Origin of the sequence: Aureliella helgolandensis (assembly GCF_007752135.1) — a bacterium.
Classification (GTDB): domain Bacteria; phylum Planctomycetota; class Planctomycetia; order Pirellulales; family Pirellulaceae; genus Aureliella; species Aureliella helgolandensis.
In genome coordinates this window covers 3995544-4016044 of the sequence record NZ_CP036298.1, presented here as the reverse complement: position 1 = coordinate 4016044, position 20501 = coordinate 3995544, and the positions used below count along the sequence as shown (strand labels likewise).

The window sequence follows — 20501 nt, the reverse complement described above, 5'->3', positions numbered from 1 at the left end:
GGTTGACCGTCGGAGAGGTCGCTCAACCCCTCTCAGTCTCTGCCGCCACCATAAAATGCCAATTCAGTCCTAGAATGTTGCATTCTGCAAGAACGCACAGCCGACACAACGCTCGCCATAGTACCGCCCTGCCTCGTTAGCCGACTCACAAACTGCTAACGAATAGCAGCAAATACCATGCCCACCTACGACTCAGAACCCGGTCCAATGCTTCGAAGATTCGTCGCATTACAAGCGATTCGGAGCGTTTGCCTTCCCCTCTCGCAACATTGTCGCAATAATCCCTGTGCTTCCCAGCTAACCGTAGACACGGCTCAGGTTGCGCATTGCCATGCAGTCCAGCAGTTCCATCTTTTCTGTTTTTAAGTGACCGTTGAGTAGGGCATTGGTCGCGCACGCATGTCGCAGATAGTTGACAGTGAGCTCTATAGGGAGCCGACGTTTTCACTCTATCCTGCGAAACTATGGAGCAACGGAGTCCTACTTCAGTGGCTCTCCATTGGTGCCTCTGAACCAAGGCCCAAGGGAACTTTGGATATCCGGATGGTGGTTTGCGAGCAAGGTGGATGACAAGCGACCAACGGTTTCCTGCCAGTGGGAGCTCACATGGGCCCAAGCGGGCTGGCGACACCTGAAAACGATGGAGACAGCGGCTAGCGTTCGTAATAATGGCATGTGGCGATTTTAGAGTCGAGCAAGCAAGGTAAACGAATCCCACATTCGTGGAGCACCGCATTCGTCGTTGTGGCCTTCGCCTAGATGCAGTTTAGCACCGCTGGGGCCCACTGGTACTCAGTTTCACTGTATGGCGTTTTTGCACGCAGTCGCCAGCACCACCGCCTGTGAGCCGAGCAGGCCAACGGACCAAAATCCCTCGCGCGGCCATCGTGTTGCAGAGTCGTGTTGCAGAGTCGTGTTGCAGAGTCGTGTTGCAGAGTCGTGTTGCAGAGTCGTGTTGCAGAGTCGTGTTGCAGAGTCGTGTTGCAGAGTCGTTTTGCAGAGTCGTTTTGCAGATAGGAGTGGCCGTAAATTCCTTCCAATATCCCGCTTCCCCACGACGCAGCAATCCGCCACTCATCGATCGGAAGGCGACGACTTGAGGAGAATGGTTTCTTGGTCATTCGCGGCTCGGATACGATACACTTCGGGCGACGCATCTTCAGCATCACACACATTGGATGCAGCTAATAGAAAATGGGACTCACCTTTATCAACGGAGTTACGAAGCAACTGAAGACTGCAACAGAGGTAGGTATTGCAGGTGATTGCTCTCATTTCACGTGGCAGCTCACAGCCATGAATTCCGTGATAGACGCACGAGTTCTCGTAGGTTTCTTCTGGGATTTTCTGCATGTAAGCATCAGTGAGCGCGTCCGCCAAGAGGCCTGGACGCTCGTCCAACACACGACAAAGAAGGCTCGTATTTAAGAACGCGTGATCACATCCCAGCTTACAACACATGCCGCCACAAGTTCCGCAGGCAAGCCCATTCAGTCGATAGAATCGCGGTTGCTTATCACCGGAACTGCCGCCCGTGTTAGGCGTGTCAACGGCGTCCCTACTCTTGACGCCCATTTCGTCTGGTTCAGGCGCCGGAGTTGAATTGTGTTTCGACCTCTTGATGATCGCGATTGCCTCCGTCGCCATCACGAGTACGGTCGCTCGAAACTTATTCCTTCGCTGCGACGACAATGAACTTAGCTTTTGTTCTAAGTAGGGCAGCACCACCACTTCGGGTAACGATGTCGAGAACAAATCCGGCTCGATTCGGGCGACTTGCTCAATAACCATATCGTTCACCACTTGCCGCCGCGCCTCGCGTCGCTCAAACTTCACGGAAGCATGTGCGTCCGTCAACTCTTTAGCATGCCTACGTCTACACACAATGTTCCCGCACAACTCGACGGTACCCGATGCAACGTGATTTACCAGGTAGACTCTACAGACGAAACAGAACGCAGCCGTCGGACTGCGTATGCTCGCGAGCTGCTGCTGACATGCGCTGCGATTGCACACCGCCGGGGTGCGAGAATCCCGCGTGCGTTGGAGTAGATGACCACAACTCACACAGCACGCCCGGCCACAATTCAAATGTACTTCGTAAGCGATTTGGCAATGCCGCGAGTTGCAAATACGCGAGTTAGGATGCGCGTCAGAGCGAGCTTGACCGCAGATCGCGCATTGTTTGATGTAAGGACTCATTTTGCCACTCTGAATTCGGATGCGATAAGCTAGAAGGAGTTCCGTTCTCGCACATGGTTAAGTGCACAGGGCAATTTTGCCATAAAATGCGGGGACTATCGCACTCAGCAGCTATGCCAAACTGCGGACAACTTCGCATTATCACCGAAGATTACTATCGTGCGGATTCACCGCGAACAAAACGCCCAGTAGAACTAGGCGCAACGCTCAAAAAGACGTCCAGACAGTCAAGTCGCACACGGATGCAGGGGCCATGGCTTCTCGCGAACCATCCTCATGGTGTCCCCCCCTCAGGAAGAACCGCGTTGACGTTATCACTTGCGGCGAGTCCAACGGCAATTGGCTTGAAAACCGTTGGATTGCGAATTGAGTCTGCCTACGTTCTAACTGCACTTTTCTCAAGAACAGTTCTCAGCCCGCGAAGGATCAGACAGGCAACAAAGCGATTTCAATCGTCTTGTGCTCCAGCAGTCGCACACCATGCTGCTACGTGACGGTCGTCACCAAGCATCATGCCAACCGAGAGGATTGACAGATGAACCGCTTATTATCTACTCCGAAGGAATAGCATTTGGCTCCGCAGCTTCTGATGAATCTGAGGGAATAAACTCATAAACACCTATCCCGTCGGCATTCTCGACGGCCACATAGAGAAATTTTCCGTCCGGTGAAAACGTCAGGCCGGCAGCCCCGGTGAGCAAACCATTTTGCCCGTCCACAAGGGTTGTTAGGTGTACCAGTTTTTGTTCCTCCTTAGTGACCGCAATAGCTGCGATTGATCCAGAAACGGTCGCGGTTGCATAGAGAGTATTTCCAGTGGGATCTATCTGAATACTGTTTCCACCCTGAAAGCGACCGAGCTCAGCAATATCCGATACAAAGTGCATCTTGCCGTCGTCTCCACTATGGAACCAAGTCACAGCATTGTCCCCTTTGAACCGACCGGCGACTGAGAACAAATCAAGACCATCCGCCGAAAGCGCAAGCGAAAGTACGCCATCAATATTGTTGACGCCAGCCTCGCCATCTTTCAAAGTATTTACCAACGTCAATTCGCCCGTTTCGATACTCCGATCGAATTCGAGTACCGTCCCAGCCTGATCGCAGGCAGCGTATGCTTTTTTGCCATTCTTACTGACAAGAATGTCGCGCATGCCATAGTACTCTGGACCAGATAGTTTCTGGACATTCTTAAGTGCGGCAGTATCGCTCACTTCATAGCACACCATGGAGCCATGCAGTGGCGTCTCATCTTGAGCATTAGAGACATACAGAAACCGCGAATCGGGCGAAAAGTCAATGGCATTAGAAAACTGCAACTGACTCCGCGAGTGCCCATCGACCTTCAGCTTACCCGTTACCGAATCTCGATTGAATATTAATAGCGAATTGGAGCGAAAAGCGATTACCGAAACGAATCGCTGATTGGGGCTAATCACAACGTCGACAGCTCCATCCATCACTGGCAACTTTGTTGTACCTAAATGTTCTATTCGGCCATCATCGTTGCGAGCGAATGTGGTTACCGTCCCTGCTCCCCAAGATGCCGCATACAGAAACTTTCCATCGTCGGTGATCGCGATCCGATTGATTGCATTTAGATCCTCTCGAACGACATCTTCGATGTGTTTCAGACGAGATTCTTTCGGCAGTTGAGCCCAAGCCGAGTGCGTCAACACACCGACTGCGACAACTCCAAATACTTGGGCAAGTCGCCAATTTGACGAGAGTATTGCTGCATGAAGGCGAGTCATCATCAGGTTCCTTGGATTGCTAGGGCGAGTTCAACGGAAGCGGCATGGACCGTGAAAGAAATTTTAACGCATCACCACCTCTATGGATGAAGCCTTCGCGATTCATTCGCAAGGAAAAAATCATCCCAGCCAAAGTCACGAACAGACCAGCATACTTCGTCACGATGCAAGGGCTTGCCAGGGGGCTATCTCATACTTTCGCCAATACTTGAAGCGGTCTCGCTGGATAAAGGGTAAGGGAACGGTGCTCGGTACGCAAACAAACTTAGCGTTAGGAGCTCGAAGACTTTGCCCACATCGACGGCAAAGGCCCCCGGTCTCTGGAAAGAGTCAGGCTGTTGGATGTGCGTCGGCGAGAGCCGCAATCATTGTCCGCCGATCGCTGCAGCCATCGATCCGGTGGACGCCCTTCTCGGCTTCAATCAGAGCGTAAGCTAGCCAGCGACTGCTTTATCTGTTCAGCTTTCAAGCGGCTCGCTAGGACCAGTCTGCGCCACGTGACACGGACCAAATCCTCTACTGCATTAGTGCTTAGCAACGAACGATGGAGCGCGTCGAGCACGTTCAGATGATGTAGCGTTAGCCAGTCTCAGCCCGCCTCAAACAGGCTCCTGCAAGCAAATCCACTGATCGGCATCAATAGGCGTTCCATTGCCTGCAGCACTGCAAGTGCCGCAGCATCTCCTTGCCCTGCACGCACTCGTTTGAACAGCCTTACTCGCCCCCCGATAGCGATTGTACTACAAGTCGCGAATATTACGCTGTGGGGACATAGCACTCCTGTGCACTGCGGGCTCTGTGGTGCACGAAGCACTGCGGGGACATAGCACTCGAATTACGGAAACGCTGTGGGGACACAGCACTCCAGTAACAAAAAAAGTTTTCCCGGAGGGATTGAAAATATTTGTAAGGGATTTCGGTTTTCTCCGTCTGCTAGATGTCGGTGCTGGAAGCCTGACTGCCAATTGTTGTAGCGTGCTAGCAAACGCTTGCACGCGGGACACCCTAATCCTTAGCAGAGGGGCCACTTTCATGGCTCGCTTGGCGCGCGCAAATCACTTTGCGCCGGAAGAGATTGCGATTGTGCACGTCTTTAATCGCGTCGTCCGGCGTTGCTTTCTGCTGGGGGATGATCCAGTAACCGGCAAAAACTATGACCATCGCAAGGCCTGGATCGAGGAGTTGATCAAACTCCAAGCAAAATTCTTTGCGGTGGATGTACTTGCGTTTTCAATACTCTCCAACCATTTCCACCAAATCCTTCGCTCGCGGCCCGATGTGGTGGCGACGTGGGACGATACTGAAGTAGCGCGCCGCTGGTTGATGATCTGCCCCCAGCGTAAGGGGCCTGATGGCCTGGCCCTGGAACCGAACGAAGCAGAGCTGAATTCGATTCGTACCGACCTCGACAAACTGAAAATGATCCGCTCGCGACTCAGCGATATTTCCTGGTGGATGCGGCTGCTGTGCCAGAAGATCGGTCAGAGGGCCAATGCCGAAGAGAAAATCCCAGGGAAATTTTGGGAGAGTCGCTTCAAGGCGGTGCGAATTCTTGATGAACAAGCCTTGCTGGCCTGTGCGGCGTATGTCGATCTCAATCCAATTCGCGCAGCTTTAGCTGAACTGCTTGAGGACAGCGACCACACTTCGATCCAGCGCCGGATTGTCGCCATGCAAGAGAAAGCAGCTGACACTGACAAGCAGCGATCGGATGGTTTTCTAGCTCCGCTGACCATCGATGAACGACGCGACGCCTTGGGGCCCTATCCCCACCGGTGCGGGGAGCGTGCGAGCGACAAGGGATTCCTGGCGATGTCGCTCGAGTCGTATATCCAACTGCTCGACTGGACAGCGCGGCAGATTGTTCCCGGCAGGCGTGGCAGTACCCCGGAGCCAGCCCCCGCGGTCCTCGAGCGATTGCAACTGGACGCTCCGGCATGGTGCGAGCTCGTCCGAGACTTTGGTCGTTTGTTCAGTTTAGTGGCTGGCCGTCCCCGGGTCATTGATGCCGCCCGTAGTCGAGGACGCAAAAGGCGATTCACGGTCCCACACCGCCTCCGCGAATTGCTCCACGAATAGCAACCATTCCCAACGCTCAACGATTTCTTGCAGGCTCTCCCTAGCATTGTCGTAGCCAGAGCGGTTGAACTTCGACCAAGCACCCACGATAGGGCGCACCCCATCTCTTCGTAGCCAGCGTTGCGTGTTTGCGTCGATATTCTTCCCTACTAGCACGATTTCTTAGCTCACATGCGGTCACGTTCAAAGAGTTAATCAAGCGCCGTACTCCCAACCAGTCACCAGAGTGCTGTGTCCCCGTCCCGTGCTCTCCCCGTCCCGTGCTCCAGACATCGATCAGTAGGCGCCGCGTTGAGATTGACGTCTTCTTCGGTCAAGCACACACCTGTTGCAATCCATCTTCACGCGACTCCACCAAGCTCAATATCTCGCTGGGCCAATGTTTTCGGTCTCTGAGTTGCGAAAAAGGCTCGTCGGTCTCTAGCGATCTCTTCCTCTCACGCCGACGATCTTTTTGCAACAACGAGTGAAAATTATCTGCTAGAATGTAGGTCCTGCCTTTCGCCCCACCACCTGGAATCTCTCCCAACATGAGCAGACCAATCCATCGATTTGCATTCTTTTTCAGCTTCATCTTGCTCTGCGTACCGGCTTCTGCGTCAGATATTGAGCTAGCTCCGCTGGTATCACGAATGCAGGAGAGCTGTCTCGATTGTCACAGCGGCGCCGAAGCTGAAGGTGGATTGGATCTGACGCAACTCGCCGAGCGACTGGAGATGCAAGGCAAAATTGTCGCAGAAGACTTGGCAATTTGGATCAAAATTCACGACCGTGTCGACGCGGGCGAGATGCCGCCTGAGGGTGGATTAGAGGACTCGGAAAGACAAAACTTTGTTGCTCCTCTCCGCAAGCGATTGGTCGAGCTGGACCGAGAGCAGATTGAAAGCGAAGGAAGAGCAATTTGGCGGCGCATCAATCGCTTCGAATATGAGAACAGTCTCCGCGATTTGCTCCATGCTCCGTGGTTACAGCTGGCAACCATGTTGCCCGAAGATGGCGAGCTGCATCGGTTCAACAAGATCGGCGAAGCGTTGGACGTTTCCCATGTCAATTTCGCACGCTATATGCAAGCGGCGGATTTTGCGATGCGGGCAGTCATGGAGAAAACGCAAGAGCCTCCCGAATTAAAAATCAAGCGTTACTACGCTCGTGAGCAAGCCAGCTTCAATCGAAGAGTTCACTTCACGATCTTCAACCGTAGTCCTGAACGGGCGACGTTTCCATTGCTTGGCTACGAGGCCGATTTGGATGTACTGCGAGATCCTGAAACACCATTCACCGTCGGCGACAGCGATCCTGCAAAACGTGAGTTGGAAGCATTCGGCGTCGTCGCCAGCAGTTATGAACCGATTGAAATTAGTTTCAGTTCCTTCGTAGCACCTCGTGCGGGTCACTACAAATTGCGATTCAAGGGTTATACATTTTGGGCGGCAGGCGAGGAAAAGAAGTGGTGGCGTCCCGACCGGGAGAAAACGGCCCGCGGTAGGCGTTCGGAACCAGTCGTGATCTATTCGCGAGCCGAACCACGGCAGTTGCGGCGATTGGGGGAGTTTGATTTTCAGGTTGAACCGAGCGTACAAGAGCTTGACGTGTGGCTCCTCAAGGGAGAAAAAATCCAGCCCGACGCGGTTCGCCTGTTTCGCTCGCGACCGCCCAACTGGCACAATCCATTAGCCGAGAAAGACGGTATGCCAGGTGTCGCTTTCAATTGGATGGAAGTCGAAGGTCCAATCATTGAGCAATGGCCATCGGCCGGGCACCAACTTTTGTTGGACGATCTGGAGACCGGTGGTGACGGGAACACGAACGTCGCCACGTCCCAGCAACGGATGCAGGACGCGCGACGATTGATGCGGAAATTCTTGGGCAAAGCATACACGCGACCAACCGAGTCGGAGGATGTCGAACGCTTCGTCGGCGTCGTGGAAGAAGCTCTCGGGGAGGACATGCCCTTCGCCGATGCCATGCTCGCTGGCTATACTGCCGCGCTATGTTCACCTGGCTTCCTGTGTCTCGAGGAGCACCCAGGAAGGCTCGATGCCGTGGCGGTAGCCAATCGCTTAAGCCTCTTCCTGTGGAATAGTTTGCCGGATTCCGAATTGCGGCAACTCGCGGAGTCAGGTGAATTGAACGAAAGGAACGTGCTCGAGCAACAAGTTGAGCGGATGCTGAATGATGAAAAATCGCGGCGATTCGTGGACGCGTTTTTGGCGTACTGGTTGGACTTGCGCAAGATCAATGACACCTCCCCCGACGAGGTGCTTTACCCAGATTACTATTTGGATGATGCGTTGGTCGATGCGGCGTTGGAAGAAACGCAACTTTTTTTTGCCGAGTTGGTTAGCGAGAACCTGCCCGCGAAAAACTTAATCGATTCCGACTTTACCTTTGCGAACGAACGACTAGCAGATCATTACGGCTTGCCTCCGTTTGAAGGCGCTCGCCTTCAGCGAGTGGCGTTGCCAGAGCAAAGTGTCCGCGGGGGCCTACTGACTCAAGCGAGTATCTTGAAAGTCACCGCCAATGGCTCAACCACTTCGCCAGTCGTCCGCGGGGCCTGGATCAACGAGCGAATTCTAGGGATTGATATCCCTCCGCCACCGCCGAGCGTTCCGGCCATTGAGCCAGACACACGAGGTGCGACGACGATTCGACAGCAGCTGTTCAAGCACCGGGCGGACGAGAGCTGCAATGTTTGCCACAAGGTCATGGATCCGGCAGGTTTCGCGCTCGAAAGTTTTGATGTGGCTGGTGGCTTTCGCGATACTTATCGCAGCCTCCAGAAGGGCGATTCCGTTCCAGGTTATGGAAAGAACGGCCAGCCCTTCACCTTCACCCATGGACCGCAAGTGGACGCGTCCGGCGAGCTACCCGACGGTCGTCCTTTCGCAGACGTTGCTCAGCTAAAACGATTGCTGTTGGCCGACCAGCGGAAGATCGCTAAAAACCTAGTGGAAAAACTGCTGACCTACGCGACCGGCGCGGCGCCACGGTTCAGCGACCGCGAGGAAATCGAAGAGATTTTGGATCGACACGCCGCACATGGATATCCAGTCCGCTCACTCATCACTGAAATTGCAACCAGCCGATTATTCTTAAACAAGTAATCCATTATGCCAACGCTAATCAAGAACATCGCACTGCCTCGTCGTACTCTGTTGAGAGGGCTGGGTGCTAGCCTTGCCTTGCCTCTGCTGGATGCAATGCGTCCCGCATTCCTATCCGCAGCAGAAAAGGCAGCGGAGAAAACCGTGCCTCGGCGCATGTTGGGTATTTGCAACAATCTAGGCCTGCTTCCCGAAAACTTCTTCCCTACCGATTCAGGTGCGGACTACGTGCCATCGCCCTATTTGCAGACACTGCAACCGCATCGCGACGATTTCACGGTCTTCAGCGGTGTGTGGCATCCGGATGTCGATGGAGGTCACCCGGCGGACATTTGTTTTCTGACAGCGGCTCCGCATCCCGGGAGTGGCGGTTTTCGCAACACGATTTCGTTGGATCAGTACATCGCAGAACGTATTGGCCATCTGACTCGATTTCCATCGATGACGCTGGGAGTCAATATACAACGAGGACTTCGAAGCTTGTCCTGGACCGGGGCTGGCGTACTGATTCCCTGCGAAGAGAATCCGGTTTCGGTTTACCAACAACTATTTCTACAGGGTACGCCCGATCAAGTGCGTTCCCAAGTCCAGCGGCTAAGCCTAGGTCAAAGCATCATGGATGCTGTCGCCGACCAAACGCAATCTCTCCAACGAAAACTGGGCCCCAAAGACCGTGATCGCGTGGACCAATACTTGACCGGCGTGCGCGAATTGGAACAACGACTCGAGGCCGCACAGGCATGGGAGTATGTGCCCAAGCCGGAACCACGAGGCGAAGCTCCAGTGAACCCGGAAGACCCCAAAGCCTACATGGATAAAGTGCGACTGATGTATGACATGGCTCGATTGGCGTTCGAAACCGACTCGACACGCGCAATCACGCTGATGCTTGACAGCGTCAATTCACCTGCCATCGACGTGGAGGGAACGCAGATCACTGACGGCTACCACAACCTTTCCCACCACGGCAAGAACGAGGAAAAGAAGAAACAGCTCGAAGCAATCGACAGTTGGCATATGCGACTGCTGGACGAGTTGTTCGCGAATCTTAAAGATGCGAAGGAAGACTCCGACTCGTTGCTCGATCGTACGATGGTCGTCTATGGCAGCAACCTCGGAAACGCCAACACTCACGTCACAACCAATCTACCGGTCTTGTTTGCCGGTGGAGGTTTCCGACATGGCCAGCATCTAGCCTTTGATACCGAAAACAATTATCCGCTGCCCAATCTGTTTGTCTCAATGCTACAAAAATTAGGTATTGAAACCGACCGATTTGCAACCAGTACAGGCACTTTCCGAGGTTTAGAGCCCGTGTAAGAACGGCTTGTTGAAAGAGTATCCCGTTGCGTGACCGGCTGTTGATTTAATCGCAATTTGAATTTTAATGCGGAGGTATCATCCTTAATTGGCTTGTAGCGGAGGTTATCTCCCCTTGCTCACGCGGCGGGTTACTATTTCAAAAGCCCGGTCAGCAAGGATAGGTGGTCGCCACTTCAGGGCGATTAGGGGTGCGACCTACACGTTAAAACTCAAGGCGCTATTAAATCAACAGCCCGGTGAGTCAAATGCGTAATTGGTCATGATCCTTGAGATAGGAGAGTCTAAAGCCCGATTTTCGGGAAGGAGACTTTCAGCACCCGCAGCTCGGCTACTGCTAAATGCTTCCGATCGGCCTTTCCCGGAGATTCTTTTGCCTCTAAGTGAGGAGGGCTTGCGGATGTGCCTTTGTCTCATTTATCAGGGAGAAGACTCTGGTTGTCGATACCGCGACTGGCGGTGTCAGCATGTCTTCAATGTAAAGCCGTGAATCAAGTTCAGGAAGACGAGCACTACTGACTCCCGTCATCCTCTTGTCACTGCGCTCGCCCCCAACAACAATCGGCGGCGAATAGCGGGTGTTCCGTCCTAGGGCAACCTGCTTCACAAATTGTTCCACCGAAATTGGTGCCGCTGGGCTGGCCCCCCTCTTCAACATATAAGTTCCGTGCGGACCAATGATTGCACCTGCAGTGCAGGGCTTTAGCAAAGTCACGTTTGGGGAGCACTGCGGCGACAACCGGACTTTCAAAGCCAATTGTAAATCGCACCCATACCGGGTCCGCTCCAAACGCACACCATACTGGTGAATCGAAACTGGTAGCTAACGATTTTCTTATTTCCTTCACGCCTGCCGTATCGGACTTCAGCTCAGAAGTGTCCGAACATCGGCGTCATCTTCACCAAGGACATGGTAGGGGATGTCGGCGGAATCGAAGATCACAAGCTCGACGCCAGCCGACCACAACTGCGGTAGCTTTCGTGGCGAAAAGCATACGATCGGGGAAGGCGGAGTCAGATTGCCGCTCATTGTTCGCTGGCCGCAAGCGATCATGCAGAAGACGGAATTTAGCCAGAGGGTCCATATCCTCAAGGCCATTGCGAAGCTACAACTAGTCGTTGGACCTGATCTACTCGATTCGCACACTGCCACCGCCAACAGCGACAACTTTTCTGCCAAGTTATTTGCCAACGCTACGCATCACTCCAGACGTGCAACAATGATTGGCAACAGCTCGGTAGCTGTTGGCGCGGTCAAAGCGAGTGTAAGACCATGAAACACTTGTCCTCATGCCAAGGTAAACTCTTTTCGGAGGAAGAGATGACTCGACGTAACAAACCAAAGCCAGGTGAAACCAATAGCCGGATTGATCAATATCCCGCCATTGCCCACCGCGTGCAGTCGACACTCGATCAGATCCGCGCAGAGGGAGCTGATCGCTATGTTATCTCGGGCAGAGGCGGCGAACCTCTCCTAGCCCCTCAACAATAGCGGACGACGGTGAAACCTTACAATTTCCAGCCCCTTGGACTTATGATGAGTCAACTGAATTTGTGTCGCACCCTGTGGATGACGTTATTCGCCCTCTCGCTGTTCGGACGATGCGTCCCTGCGTCTGGAGCCGAACGAGCAACTCCGCCAAACATCGTCTTCATCTTTGTTGATGACCAAGGCTACTACGATCTCGGGTGCTACGGCGCTACCGAGGTCGAGACACCGCGAATTGATGCAATGGCAGAACAGGGGACGCGGTTGACGGACTACTACGCTGCCGCTCCTATTTGTAGCCCGTCGCGCGCGGGGCTATTAACCGGATGTTATCCACGCCGCGTTGGCAACCATGTTTGGGTGCATCGCGCCGATTCACGGACAGGTATTCATCCTGACGAGCTAACGATTGCCGAACTCTTTAAGAGCAATGGCTACGCGACCGCGTGCATCGGCAAATGGCATCTAGGTTTTGCAGAGCCGCTACTGCCGCGCAATCAGGGTTTTGATCACTACTTTGGACTACTGCATAATCTGGACCCGGTAGAAGTCCTCTATTTTGAGGACAAGGGCGGCGTTCCTCTGTTGCGAAATGAAGAGATTGTCAAATGCCCGGCCGCCCCCGCCGAGCTCACCCAGCTCTACACGGACGAAGCGATCAATTTCATCGAGCAGAACAAGGACACCCCGTTCTTTCTCTACCTGCCGCACACGATGCTGCACAATCCGCTCGGGGTCAGCGACGAGTTCAAGGGCAGCTCGAATTGGGGTGAATATGGCGATGCAATCCAGGAGCTCGACCAGAATGTTGGTCGCATTTTCGATTCGCTGAAAGAGCAGAAGATCGACGACCACACGATCGTTATCTACGCATCCGACAACGGACGGGGGCCAGGAAGAACGCCGGAACAGAAAATTCGCGGTCGCAAGCTCTCTACGTACGAGGGCGGCATTCGCGTGCCGGCGATCGCCTGGGGACCGGCGCTCGGATTGCAGACGGGAGTGGAATCTTCTGCGGTAGTACGCGCCATGGATTGGTACCCGACGCTCGCCACTTTCGCAGGCATCAAAGTTCCCGAAGGACACGTCATCGACGGCCGCGACATCAGCCCATTGCTAACGGGCGAAACGGAATTCGTACCTTCCCCGGAAATGAAGATGTCGCTAAACGCTTTGGTCCCTCTACGTCGAAGATGGGATCCAGCTGGGGAATGGTCACCAATCATTAGTCGCGTAGAGTACAACGACGCATTTTTCTATCACGGTAGTGAGGGTACGCTGTCCGCCGTTCGCTGGAAGAACTGGAAACTATACCTGAATCCAAGCCTCCAACTGTACGACCTAGCCAGCGACCCCGGTGAAACGAATCTCGTACGCAATGGTGAGATCCTAAAAAAGTTGCGGGGAATGGCGATCCTGTTCCAAGAGGAAATGCAATTCGATGCTCGGCCTGCTGGAGAAATTCCTCCGCAAGGTTTGGCCGACGGAAACACGGTTATTCCGCAAACAAGCTTGGACTCTCTCGATGAGAAGTTGGACGTGACTTATGCACGTTACGGAGAGCGAACGCTCGAAATGGACCTCTATCGTCCGAAAGGCATTTGGGGCGACCTGCCCGCGATTGTTTGTATTCATGGTGGTGGCTGGCAGAAGGGCAGCAAGATTAATCATCGGAAAGTTGCTCAAGCGCTGGCCGCCCAGGGATTTGTAGCAGTGTCGATTTCCTATCGACTCAGCGGCGAAGCCCAGTTCCCAGCACAGATCCAAGACTGCAAAGCCGCCGTTCGATTCTTGCGAGCCAACGCGAACCGATTCGGCATCGACTCCGAACGAATCGGTGCAATTGGTCATTCCGCCGGTGGACACCTGGCTGCTCTGCTCGCGACGTCTGCGGGAGTCCCTGAATTGGAAGGCGGAGGGGGCAACGCTCAATTCACCAGTGCGATTCAGGCTGTGGTACCGATGGACGGGCAAACCGATTTCCTGTCTCAGCGTACGCGGGACATCTCCGCCGATGAAAATCGAGGAGGCATCTGGAGGCAATTCCTCGGCGGCTCACAGCAGGACCAACTCGAAACGTATCGGCTTGCATCACCGCTTGTGCATTTGGACCAAGCCGACCCACCATGCTGGTTGATCACCGGCGAGAACGACAGTCCCAGCACGCGTGCAGCCGAGTTCCGAGCGAGGATGACGGAGTTCGGCATCGAAAACGGCGTAACCGTTCTTAAGGACGCCCCTCATCCCTTTACCGTCAAGCAGATTTGGTTCGACGAAGCGATGGAAACGGCCGGACAGTTCTTCAGCAGACACCTGAAGGAACCGATTCGTTGAGTCCTCATCCGGCTGCTTCGTGTGCGGCATCGCACCTCCAAGCCGTTCCAACAGACCAGGCGGATTTAGTCGTTTGCCCGCTCCCATCCGCGAGAGCATGGTGACCTCCATCAGCCCCCCTCGCCTCACGTGGTGGTTGGATTCATTTCGCAACCAATCGCCAGCGACTCTGAAAATGAGCAACCGCTACGCTGGAGGTGCACCCCGAAACGCGCCCGACAGACTCCGTCACTTGCCTTTAAGCGAATAAACCGCGTGTTCTAACACATGCGGTACGGTCCAGATCACCTGCGTCGTTTTCGGGCTGAGCTAGCCCCAGCCACTCAGGGGCATCTGGCACACAACTTGCAATAATCATTTGGCAAAGCGAGCGTTGGACTTCGGAATTTGCAGAGGTCTCGATGGAACTCATGACGAGTACAACTACGGTCGACTTGCAGCCCAAATAGGAATCGATGAATCGCATGAGTACTCCAACACCCATCCACGAGTTTCTGAGCGGCTGTCGCCGGCGAATGTTTCGGCCGAAGGTTGGCGATTCGACCGACAAACGCTTGTCCGGTGGGATGCTGCTGCTGGCTGCGCTGGTACTGTCGCGGCTAATACGGCGTGCGGGAGTCGTCGATGCACGGCAATCCATGATCGGAGTACTACTCCCACCATCGGCGGGAGCGGTACTGGCAAATCTGGCAATTGGACTAAACAGAAAAGTCGTAGTTAACCTGAGCTATGCCCTGACTGCGGAGCAAATTGAGCACTGTGTCCGCACATGTGGCATAACGCACGTCATCACCAGCCAAAGATTTTTGAAACGCAAACCGCTCGAACTGCCGGCGGTCAAAATGATCTTCATGGAGGATCTGGAAAAACAGGCAACATGGTTCGACAAGCTGATTGCTGCCCTGCAAGCCTACTGCATGCCGTTGTTTCTATTGCAGCGAATTCTTCAACTGAATTCGCTCAAAGACGATGACCTCATGACCGTGCTGTTCACCTCGGGAACGACCGGTCCGCCCAAAGGCGTGATGCTCTCCAACAAGAATGTATTGGCCAGCGTCGACGCTATTCGTCAACTCTATCGCATTGATCGAGACGATGTCACGCTGGGGATTCTCCCCTTCTTCCATGCATTTGGTTATTCGGGAACATTGTGGTTGCCTTTGATGAGCGATATGGCGGTCGTTTATCACTACGATCCGTTCAGCACCAAAGCGATCAGCAAACTTGCGGCGCAATCTCGCGTGACGGTTTTGTTTGCGACGCCAACATTTTTGCGTCTCTATCTCCGGCGTTGCAAAGCCGAAGATTTTCAGACACTTGACCTAGCCATTGTTGGCGCGGAAAAACTTGAAGCAGACCTCGCCGTCGCGTTTTCGGAGAAGTTCGGAGCAACTCCCGTCGAAGGATATGGCACAACGGAGCTTTCCCCCTGGGTGGCAGTCAACGTTCCGCTTCATCGGTCGCTTCATCCCACTGTCGAAGGAAGCAGGCCAGGCACCGTCGGTCGGCCGGTCCCCGGAGTAGAAGTGAGAGTTGTCGATCCAGAGACGCTCACAGAGGAAAAATCTGGGCAAATTGGTTTGCTGCAGGTGAAGGGCCCAACCGTGATGCTAGGCTATCTGGACAATCCAGAGAAAACTTCCGAAGTCATTCGAGATGGCTGGTATAACACGGGAGACTTCGTGCGTATCGACGACGAAGGATTCATCGCAATTACCGGGCGACAAAGCCGTTTTTCAAAGATTGGTGGCGAAACGGTGCCACACGAGCGCATCGAACAGCTAATCGCCACCGTTGTTCTGGAAGGCTCGTCAACTGCCACTGCTAGTCCCGCAACGGGATCCGATTCAGCGGATTCTAGCCATCCGATCGGCGAAGTGCCAATTACCGAAACACCCGTTGTCGTGACCGCGATCCCAGACGCAAAAAAGGGGGAGCGGCTGATCGTCGTCTACCAAACCTTGGGACAACACACGCCCAGCGAAGTGATTGCTCAGCTTTCGAAACAGGGACTCCCCAACCTATGGCTCCCTCGGCCTAACGATTTCGTTCACGTTGAAACAATCCCGCTTACCAGTATGGGCAAGGTTGACTTGGGCCAAGTCCGAGAAATTGCTTGTGAAAGATCTGCCTCTTCCAATCATTAATCCCGGGTTAGCTCGTTTTGAAAACGGAGCGCTAAACAGAGTTCTGGGTGGCGATTCGATGCGAGAAGTTAACTTGATAGGATTTGAGCACAGGTTCTACTGACTCAAGACAAACAGCGCATGGCCCCGATCCACTGCTGGGATTGACGGTTGGAAGATATCTGCGGCTAGGAGTGAATCACCATTACTGGTATGTTGATTGGGTTCGCTGGAGTGCAGGCCTTAGCCGCTCTTGGATGCGGATTCGAAAGGCTCAGGAAGCTCGCCGCAAGGCAGAATCACCCATGCTGCTAACCACCATCAAACGATTGTTGCTGCTAACCGTGCTGGTGGCGGTTGTGCTGGCTACTTGGCGGTTGTGGCTTGCGCAGCAACCCGAACCTCTGCCAGCAGGAATCGCTATGGGCAATGGACGCATCGAGGCTGTCCAAGTCGACGTGGCTACCAAGTTCGCGGGACGTATTGAGGAATTGCTCGTCAAGGAAGGCGACTTGGTAGAACCGGGAGAGTTGATTGCCCGCATGGACACACTCCAGCTCGAGGCCACCTTGGCTCAGGCGCAAGCCCAGCTAGCGGAAGTCGAACAATCGGTCGACCAAGCGATGGCCAATATCGCCAAGAGCGAAAGCGATCTAACGTTAACCAAGAAACAAGCCGAACGCTCAGAGAAGCTTAAGGCGAGCAACTCCATCGCCGAAGCAGAATACGAGACCGCAATCAACGGCTTGGCGGTGGCTCAAGCCAATTTGGGAGCTGCCAAGGCGGCACTTCGAACCCAAGAGTTCGCCGTCAAAGCGGCTGCTGCGCAGGTCAAGCAAATCGAGACGCAACTTGCCGACGCCTCGCTGTACGCGCCGACGCGCGGTCGCGTGCTGTACCGTTTAGCTGCCAAAGGAGAGGTGCTTCCAGCCGGTGGCAAAATCATCACGCTGCTCGACTTAACCGACATCTACATGGAGGTCTATCTGCCTGCGGATGCGGCAGTACGTACCGCGATCGGCAGCCAAGCTCGCGTGGTCTTTGATGTGGCTCCGCAGTACGCCGCCCGTGCAAAAGTGAGCTTTGTGGCACCCGAAGCGCAATTCACTCCCAAGCAAGTCGAGACGGCCGACGAACGCGATAAACTGATGTTCCGAGTCAAAGTGCAGCTGCCTCCAGAGCGCGTCGAACCCTATCTGGAACGCATTAAAACCGGCATTCGCGGCGTAGCTTATATCCAAGTGGATCCGCTGGCTGAATGGCCCAGTTTCATTGGACCTCCGTTTCCTGATCAACCGCCGGCGTTCGAGCCGCCAGCAGCGGTATCGCCATGAGCGGATCTGGCAACATTGCCGGAGCGCCCGTGGTCACCCTAGAGTCGGTCGTTCACCGCTTTGGCAAAACGGTCGCGTTAGCAGACATTTCACTCGATGTGCCCAGTAGAAAAATGATTGGTTTGATCGGCCCTGATGGGGTTGGGAAATCAACGTTGATGAGCCTAGTGGCTGGTGCCAAAATCATTCAAGCTGGACGCATTCGCGTGCTGGGAGGTGACATTGGCGAGCGTAGGCACCGCGATACGGTCTGCGCCCGCATCGCCTTTATGCCACAGGGCCTTGGAAAAAATCTCTACATGCAACTGAGCGTGTTCGAGAACTTGGATTTCTTCGGGCGCTTGTACGGACAATCCAAACAAGAACGACGGCAACGCATTGACCGTCTGCTAGCAGCCACGGGGCTCACTCCCTTTGCAGACCGACTCGTGGGGCAACTCTCCGGCGGTATGAAACAGAAACTCGGACTGTGCTGCGCTCTGATCCACGACCCCGATCTACTCCTGCTGGATGAACCCACTACCGGCGTAGATCCATTGTCGCGACAGCAGTTCTGGAAACTGATCGACGATATCCGCAGCCAGCGACCGCAGATGAGCGTGCTTGTGTCGACAGCCTACATGGATGAAGCGAACCGTTTTGATCAGCTGATCGCCATGCACGCCGGAAAAGTCCTCGCGACCGGTTCCCCTTCGCAACTCAAGACACAAACCCGCAGCGACTCACTCGAAGCGGCGTTCGTCAGCCTACTGCCTGAAAGCACGGACGGGAGACGAGCCAGTCTCCACATCCCGCCGCGGCGAACCGACGCCAACGAGTTGGCGATTCGTGCTGAAGGCCTTACCCGCCGCTTCGGATCGTTTGTGGCAGTCGATAATGTCAGCTTTGAAATCGAGCGAGGTGAGATCTTTGGTTTCCTCGGTTCCAACGGTTGTGGCAAGACAACGACCATGAAAATGCTGACTGGCTTGCTACCAGCCAGCGAAGGGCACGCCAGCCTATTTGGAAAAGCGGTCGAGGCTGGCAGTTTGGAGGTACGCCGCCGCGTTGGCTATATGTCCCAGTCATTTTCGCTTTACAGTGAACTCACGGTCCGCCAAAACCTGTGGCTTCACGCGCGCTTGTTTCATTTGCCACGAAAGCTGCGACGGACACGCATCGAGCAATTGACCGAACAATTCGGATTGAAGCCCTGGTTGGACCAGTTGGCCGCGCAGCTTCCGCTCGGCGTGCGACAACGCCTGTCTCTGGCAGTGGCGATTATTCACCGCCCTGAGATGCTCATTTTGGACGAGCCAACATCTGGTGTCGATCCCATCGCTAGAGACCAGTTTTGGGAATTGTTAGCGCGTCTGTCTCGTGAAGAACGCGTGACCATCTTCATTTCAACGCACTTCATGAACGAAGCAGAGCGATGTGACCGAATTTCACTGATGCATGCGGGCAAGGTGCTCGCCTGCGACGCGCCTGACAAGTTGGCCGATGCGCGGGGCACGGGAAGTTTGGAGCAAGCATTTATCGCCTACATCCAAGCCGCTGAGGCACCAGAGGCCGCGACAAGCGAGACCGATTTACCCCCATCAAACCTCACACCGACCTCGAGCACTTCGAGTGCGCCGCCAACCGCCAGTCTGTTTCGTCCGCAGCGAGCCCTGGCCTACAGCCATCGCGAAAGCTTGGAAATCTTGCGAGATCCAGTGCGGCTGGGGTTTGCCTTCATCGGCTCAGCCCTCTTGATGCTGGTCTTCGGATTCGGCATCACCATGGATGTCAATAAGATCGACTTCGCTGTGCTTGACCAAGACCGCAGCCCGGAAAGTCGTGATTACATCGGTGCTTTGATTGGTTCCAACTATTTTCAGCAACAGACGCTACTTGAGAGCCAAGATGACTTGGAACGTCAGCTCAAGGAGAATCGTATTTCCTTGGGCATCGAGATCCCACCGAACTTCGGTCGCGAACTGCGGCGTGGAACTAGCCCCCAAATTTCCGCCTGGATCGATGGCTCCAATCCTTCGCGAGCGTCCACAATTGAGGGCTACGTGCAGGGTGTGCACGCGTCACATCTTCAGGAATTGGCACTTCAAACTGGGCAGTCTATGGCTCGTCCCATGCTGAGTATCGAACAGCGTTTTCGCTACAACCCAACTTTTGAAAGCGTGTACGCCATGGTCCCCAGCGTGCCTGCGATCCTCTTGGTGTTGATCCCTTCGATCTTGATGGCTGTGAGCGTCGTCAAGGAGAAAGAATTGGGCTCGATCACGAACTTCTACGTCACGCCCACTTCGCGGCTTGAGTTCTTGCTGGGTAAACAACTCCCCTACATCGGCATGGGACTGATCAGTTTCGGAGTCTTGACGTTAATGGATGTATTTCTGTTTGACGTGCCGATCAAGGGGAGTGGCCTGATGTTGCTCGCCTGCGCAGTGGCCTACATCACCGCCGTGACAGGAATCGGTCTAGTCATCTCATCGTTTACCTCAAGCCAGGTGGCGGCTGTGTTCGTTACGACCATCGTGACAATCCTCCCTTCCATCCAGTTTTCAGGGCTAATGCAGCCCGTCTCGACACTCGAAGGCGTGGCTCGTTGGATGGGAGTGTTCTGGCCGACAACCTATTACATGCATGCCAGTGTCGGCGCCTTCACCAAAGGCCTGACAGCACCGCAGCTGGCGGGAGACTTCCTGGCTCTGGTCGCCTTCTTCCCCGTCCTCACGCTGCTGGCGGCTGTAGCACTACGCAAGCAGGAGCAATAG

At 54.4% G+C, this 20501-nt stretch carries 12 protein-coding genes; 9 read left to right on the top strand and 3 right to left on the bottom strand.

Features of this window, described 5'->3' with window-relative positions; translation table 11 throughout:
* Positions 1-1074: 1074 nt before the first annotated feature.
* Together Q31a_RS14340 and Q31a_RS14335 are read right to left on the bottom strand one after the other, a co-directional pair.
* On the bottom strand, positions 1075-1857 hold the full coding sequence (locus Q31a_RS14340) for a hypothetical protein (protein ID WP_197356820.1): 783 nt from the start codon (positions 1855-1857) through the stop codon (positions 1075-1077).
* Positions 1858-2753: 896 nt separating this feature from the next.
* The gene (locus Q31a_RS14335) at positions 2754-3959 is read right to left on the bottom strand and encodes a lactonase family protein (RefSeq protein ID WP_145078976.1); all 1206 of its coding nucleotides are present in this window, start codon (positions 3957-3959) and stop codon (positions 2754-2756) included.
* A gap of 1029 nt (positions 3960-4988) precedes the next feature.
* Here Q31a_RS14335 and Q31a_RS14330 point away from each other — a divergent pair.
* The 6 genes from Q31a_RS14330 (at position 4989) to Q31a_RS14305 (ending at position 14285) form a co-directional block, all read left to right on the top strand.
* Entirely contained in the window at positions 4989-6035 is a 1047-nt protein-coding gene (locus Q31a_RS14330) for a hypothetical protein (RefSeq protein WP_145078973.1), read from the top strand.
* A 530-nt stretch (positions 6036-6565) separates the two neighbouring features.
* Entirely contained in the window at positions 6566-9142 is a 2577-nt protein-coding gene (locus Q31a_RS14325) for a DUF1592 domain-containing protein (RefSeq protein ID WP_145078969.1), read from the top strand.
* Positions 9143-9148: 6 nt separating this feature from the next.
* On the top strand, positions 9149-10462 hold the full coding sequence (locus Q31a_RS14320; protein ID WP_145078965.1) for a DUF1552 domain-containing protein: 1314 nt from the start codon (positions 9149-9151) through the stop codon (positions 10460-10462).
* A gap of 920 nt (positions 10463-11382) precedes the next feature.
* Positions 11383-11739, top strand: a complete 357-nt coding sequence (locus tag Q31a_RS14315; RefSeq protein ID WP_145078962.1) for a hypothetical protein — start codon at positions 11383-11385, stop codon at positions 11737-11739.
* Positions 11736-11954 (top strand): hypothetical protein, encoded by a 219-nt coding sequence (locus Q31a_RS14310; RefSeq protein ID WP_145078958.1) that lies wholly within the window; start codon positions 11736-11738, stop codon positions 11952-11954. The genes Q31a_RS14315 and Q31a_RS14310 overlap by 4 nt, the downstream gene beginning before the upstream one ends.
* 9 nt (positions 11955-11963) lie before the next feature.
* Positions 11964-14285 (top strand): alpha/beta fold hydrolase, encoded by a 2322-nt coding sequence (locus Q31a_RS14305; protein WP_231691200.1) that lies wholly within the window; start codon positions 11964-11966, stop codon positions 14283-14285.
* A 238-nt stretch (positions 14286-14523) separates the two neighbouring features.
* Here the strand turns inward: Q31a_RS14305 and Q31a_RS14300 are convergent, their stop codons facing one another.
* A complete protein-coding gene (locus tag Q31a_RS14300; protein WP_145078955.1) occupies positions 14524-14751 on the bottom strand; it encodes a hypothetical protein in 228 nt (75 codons plus the stop codon).
* Between Q31a_RS14300 and Q31a_RS14295 the strand changes: the two genes are divergently transcribed.
* The 3 genes from Q31a_RS14295 (at position 14750) to rbbA (ending at position 20501) form a co-directional block, all read left to right on the top strand.
* Complete coding sequence (locus Q31a_RS14295; protein WP_197356819.1) at positions 14750-16432, top strand: AMP-binding protein; 1683 nt, start codon at positions 14750-14752, stop codon at positions 16430-16432. The two genes, Q31a_RS14300 and Q31a_RS14295, sit on opposite strands and share 2 nt — an antisense overlap.
* A 284-nt stretch (positions 16433-16716) precedes the next feature.
* A complete protein-coding gene (locus tag Q31a_RS14290; RefSeq protein ID WP_231691199.1) occupies positions 16717-17745 on the top strand; it encodes an HlyD family secretion protein in 1029 nt (342 codons plus the stop codon).
* Positions 17742-20501 carry a ribosome-associated ATPase/putative transporter RbbA gene (gene rbbA / locus Q31a_RS14285; RefSeq protein WP_145078947.1) on the top strand — a complete coding sequence of 920 codons (2760 nt, stop codon included), beginning with the start codon at positions 17742-17744 and terminating at the stop codon, positions 20499-20501. Before Q31a_RS14290 ends, rbbA begins: the two co-directional genes overlap by 4 nt.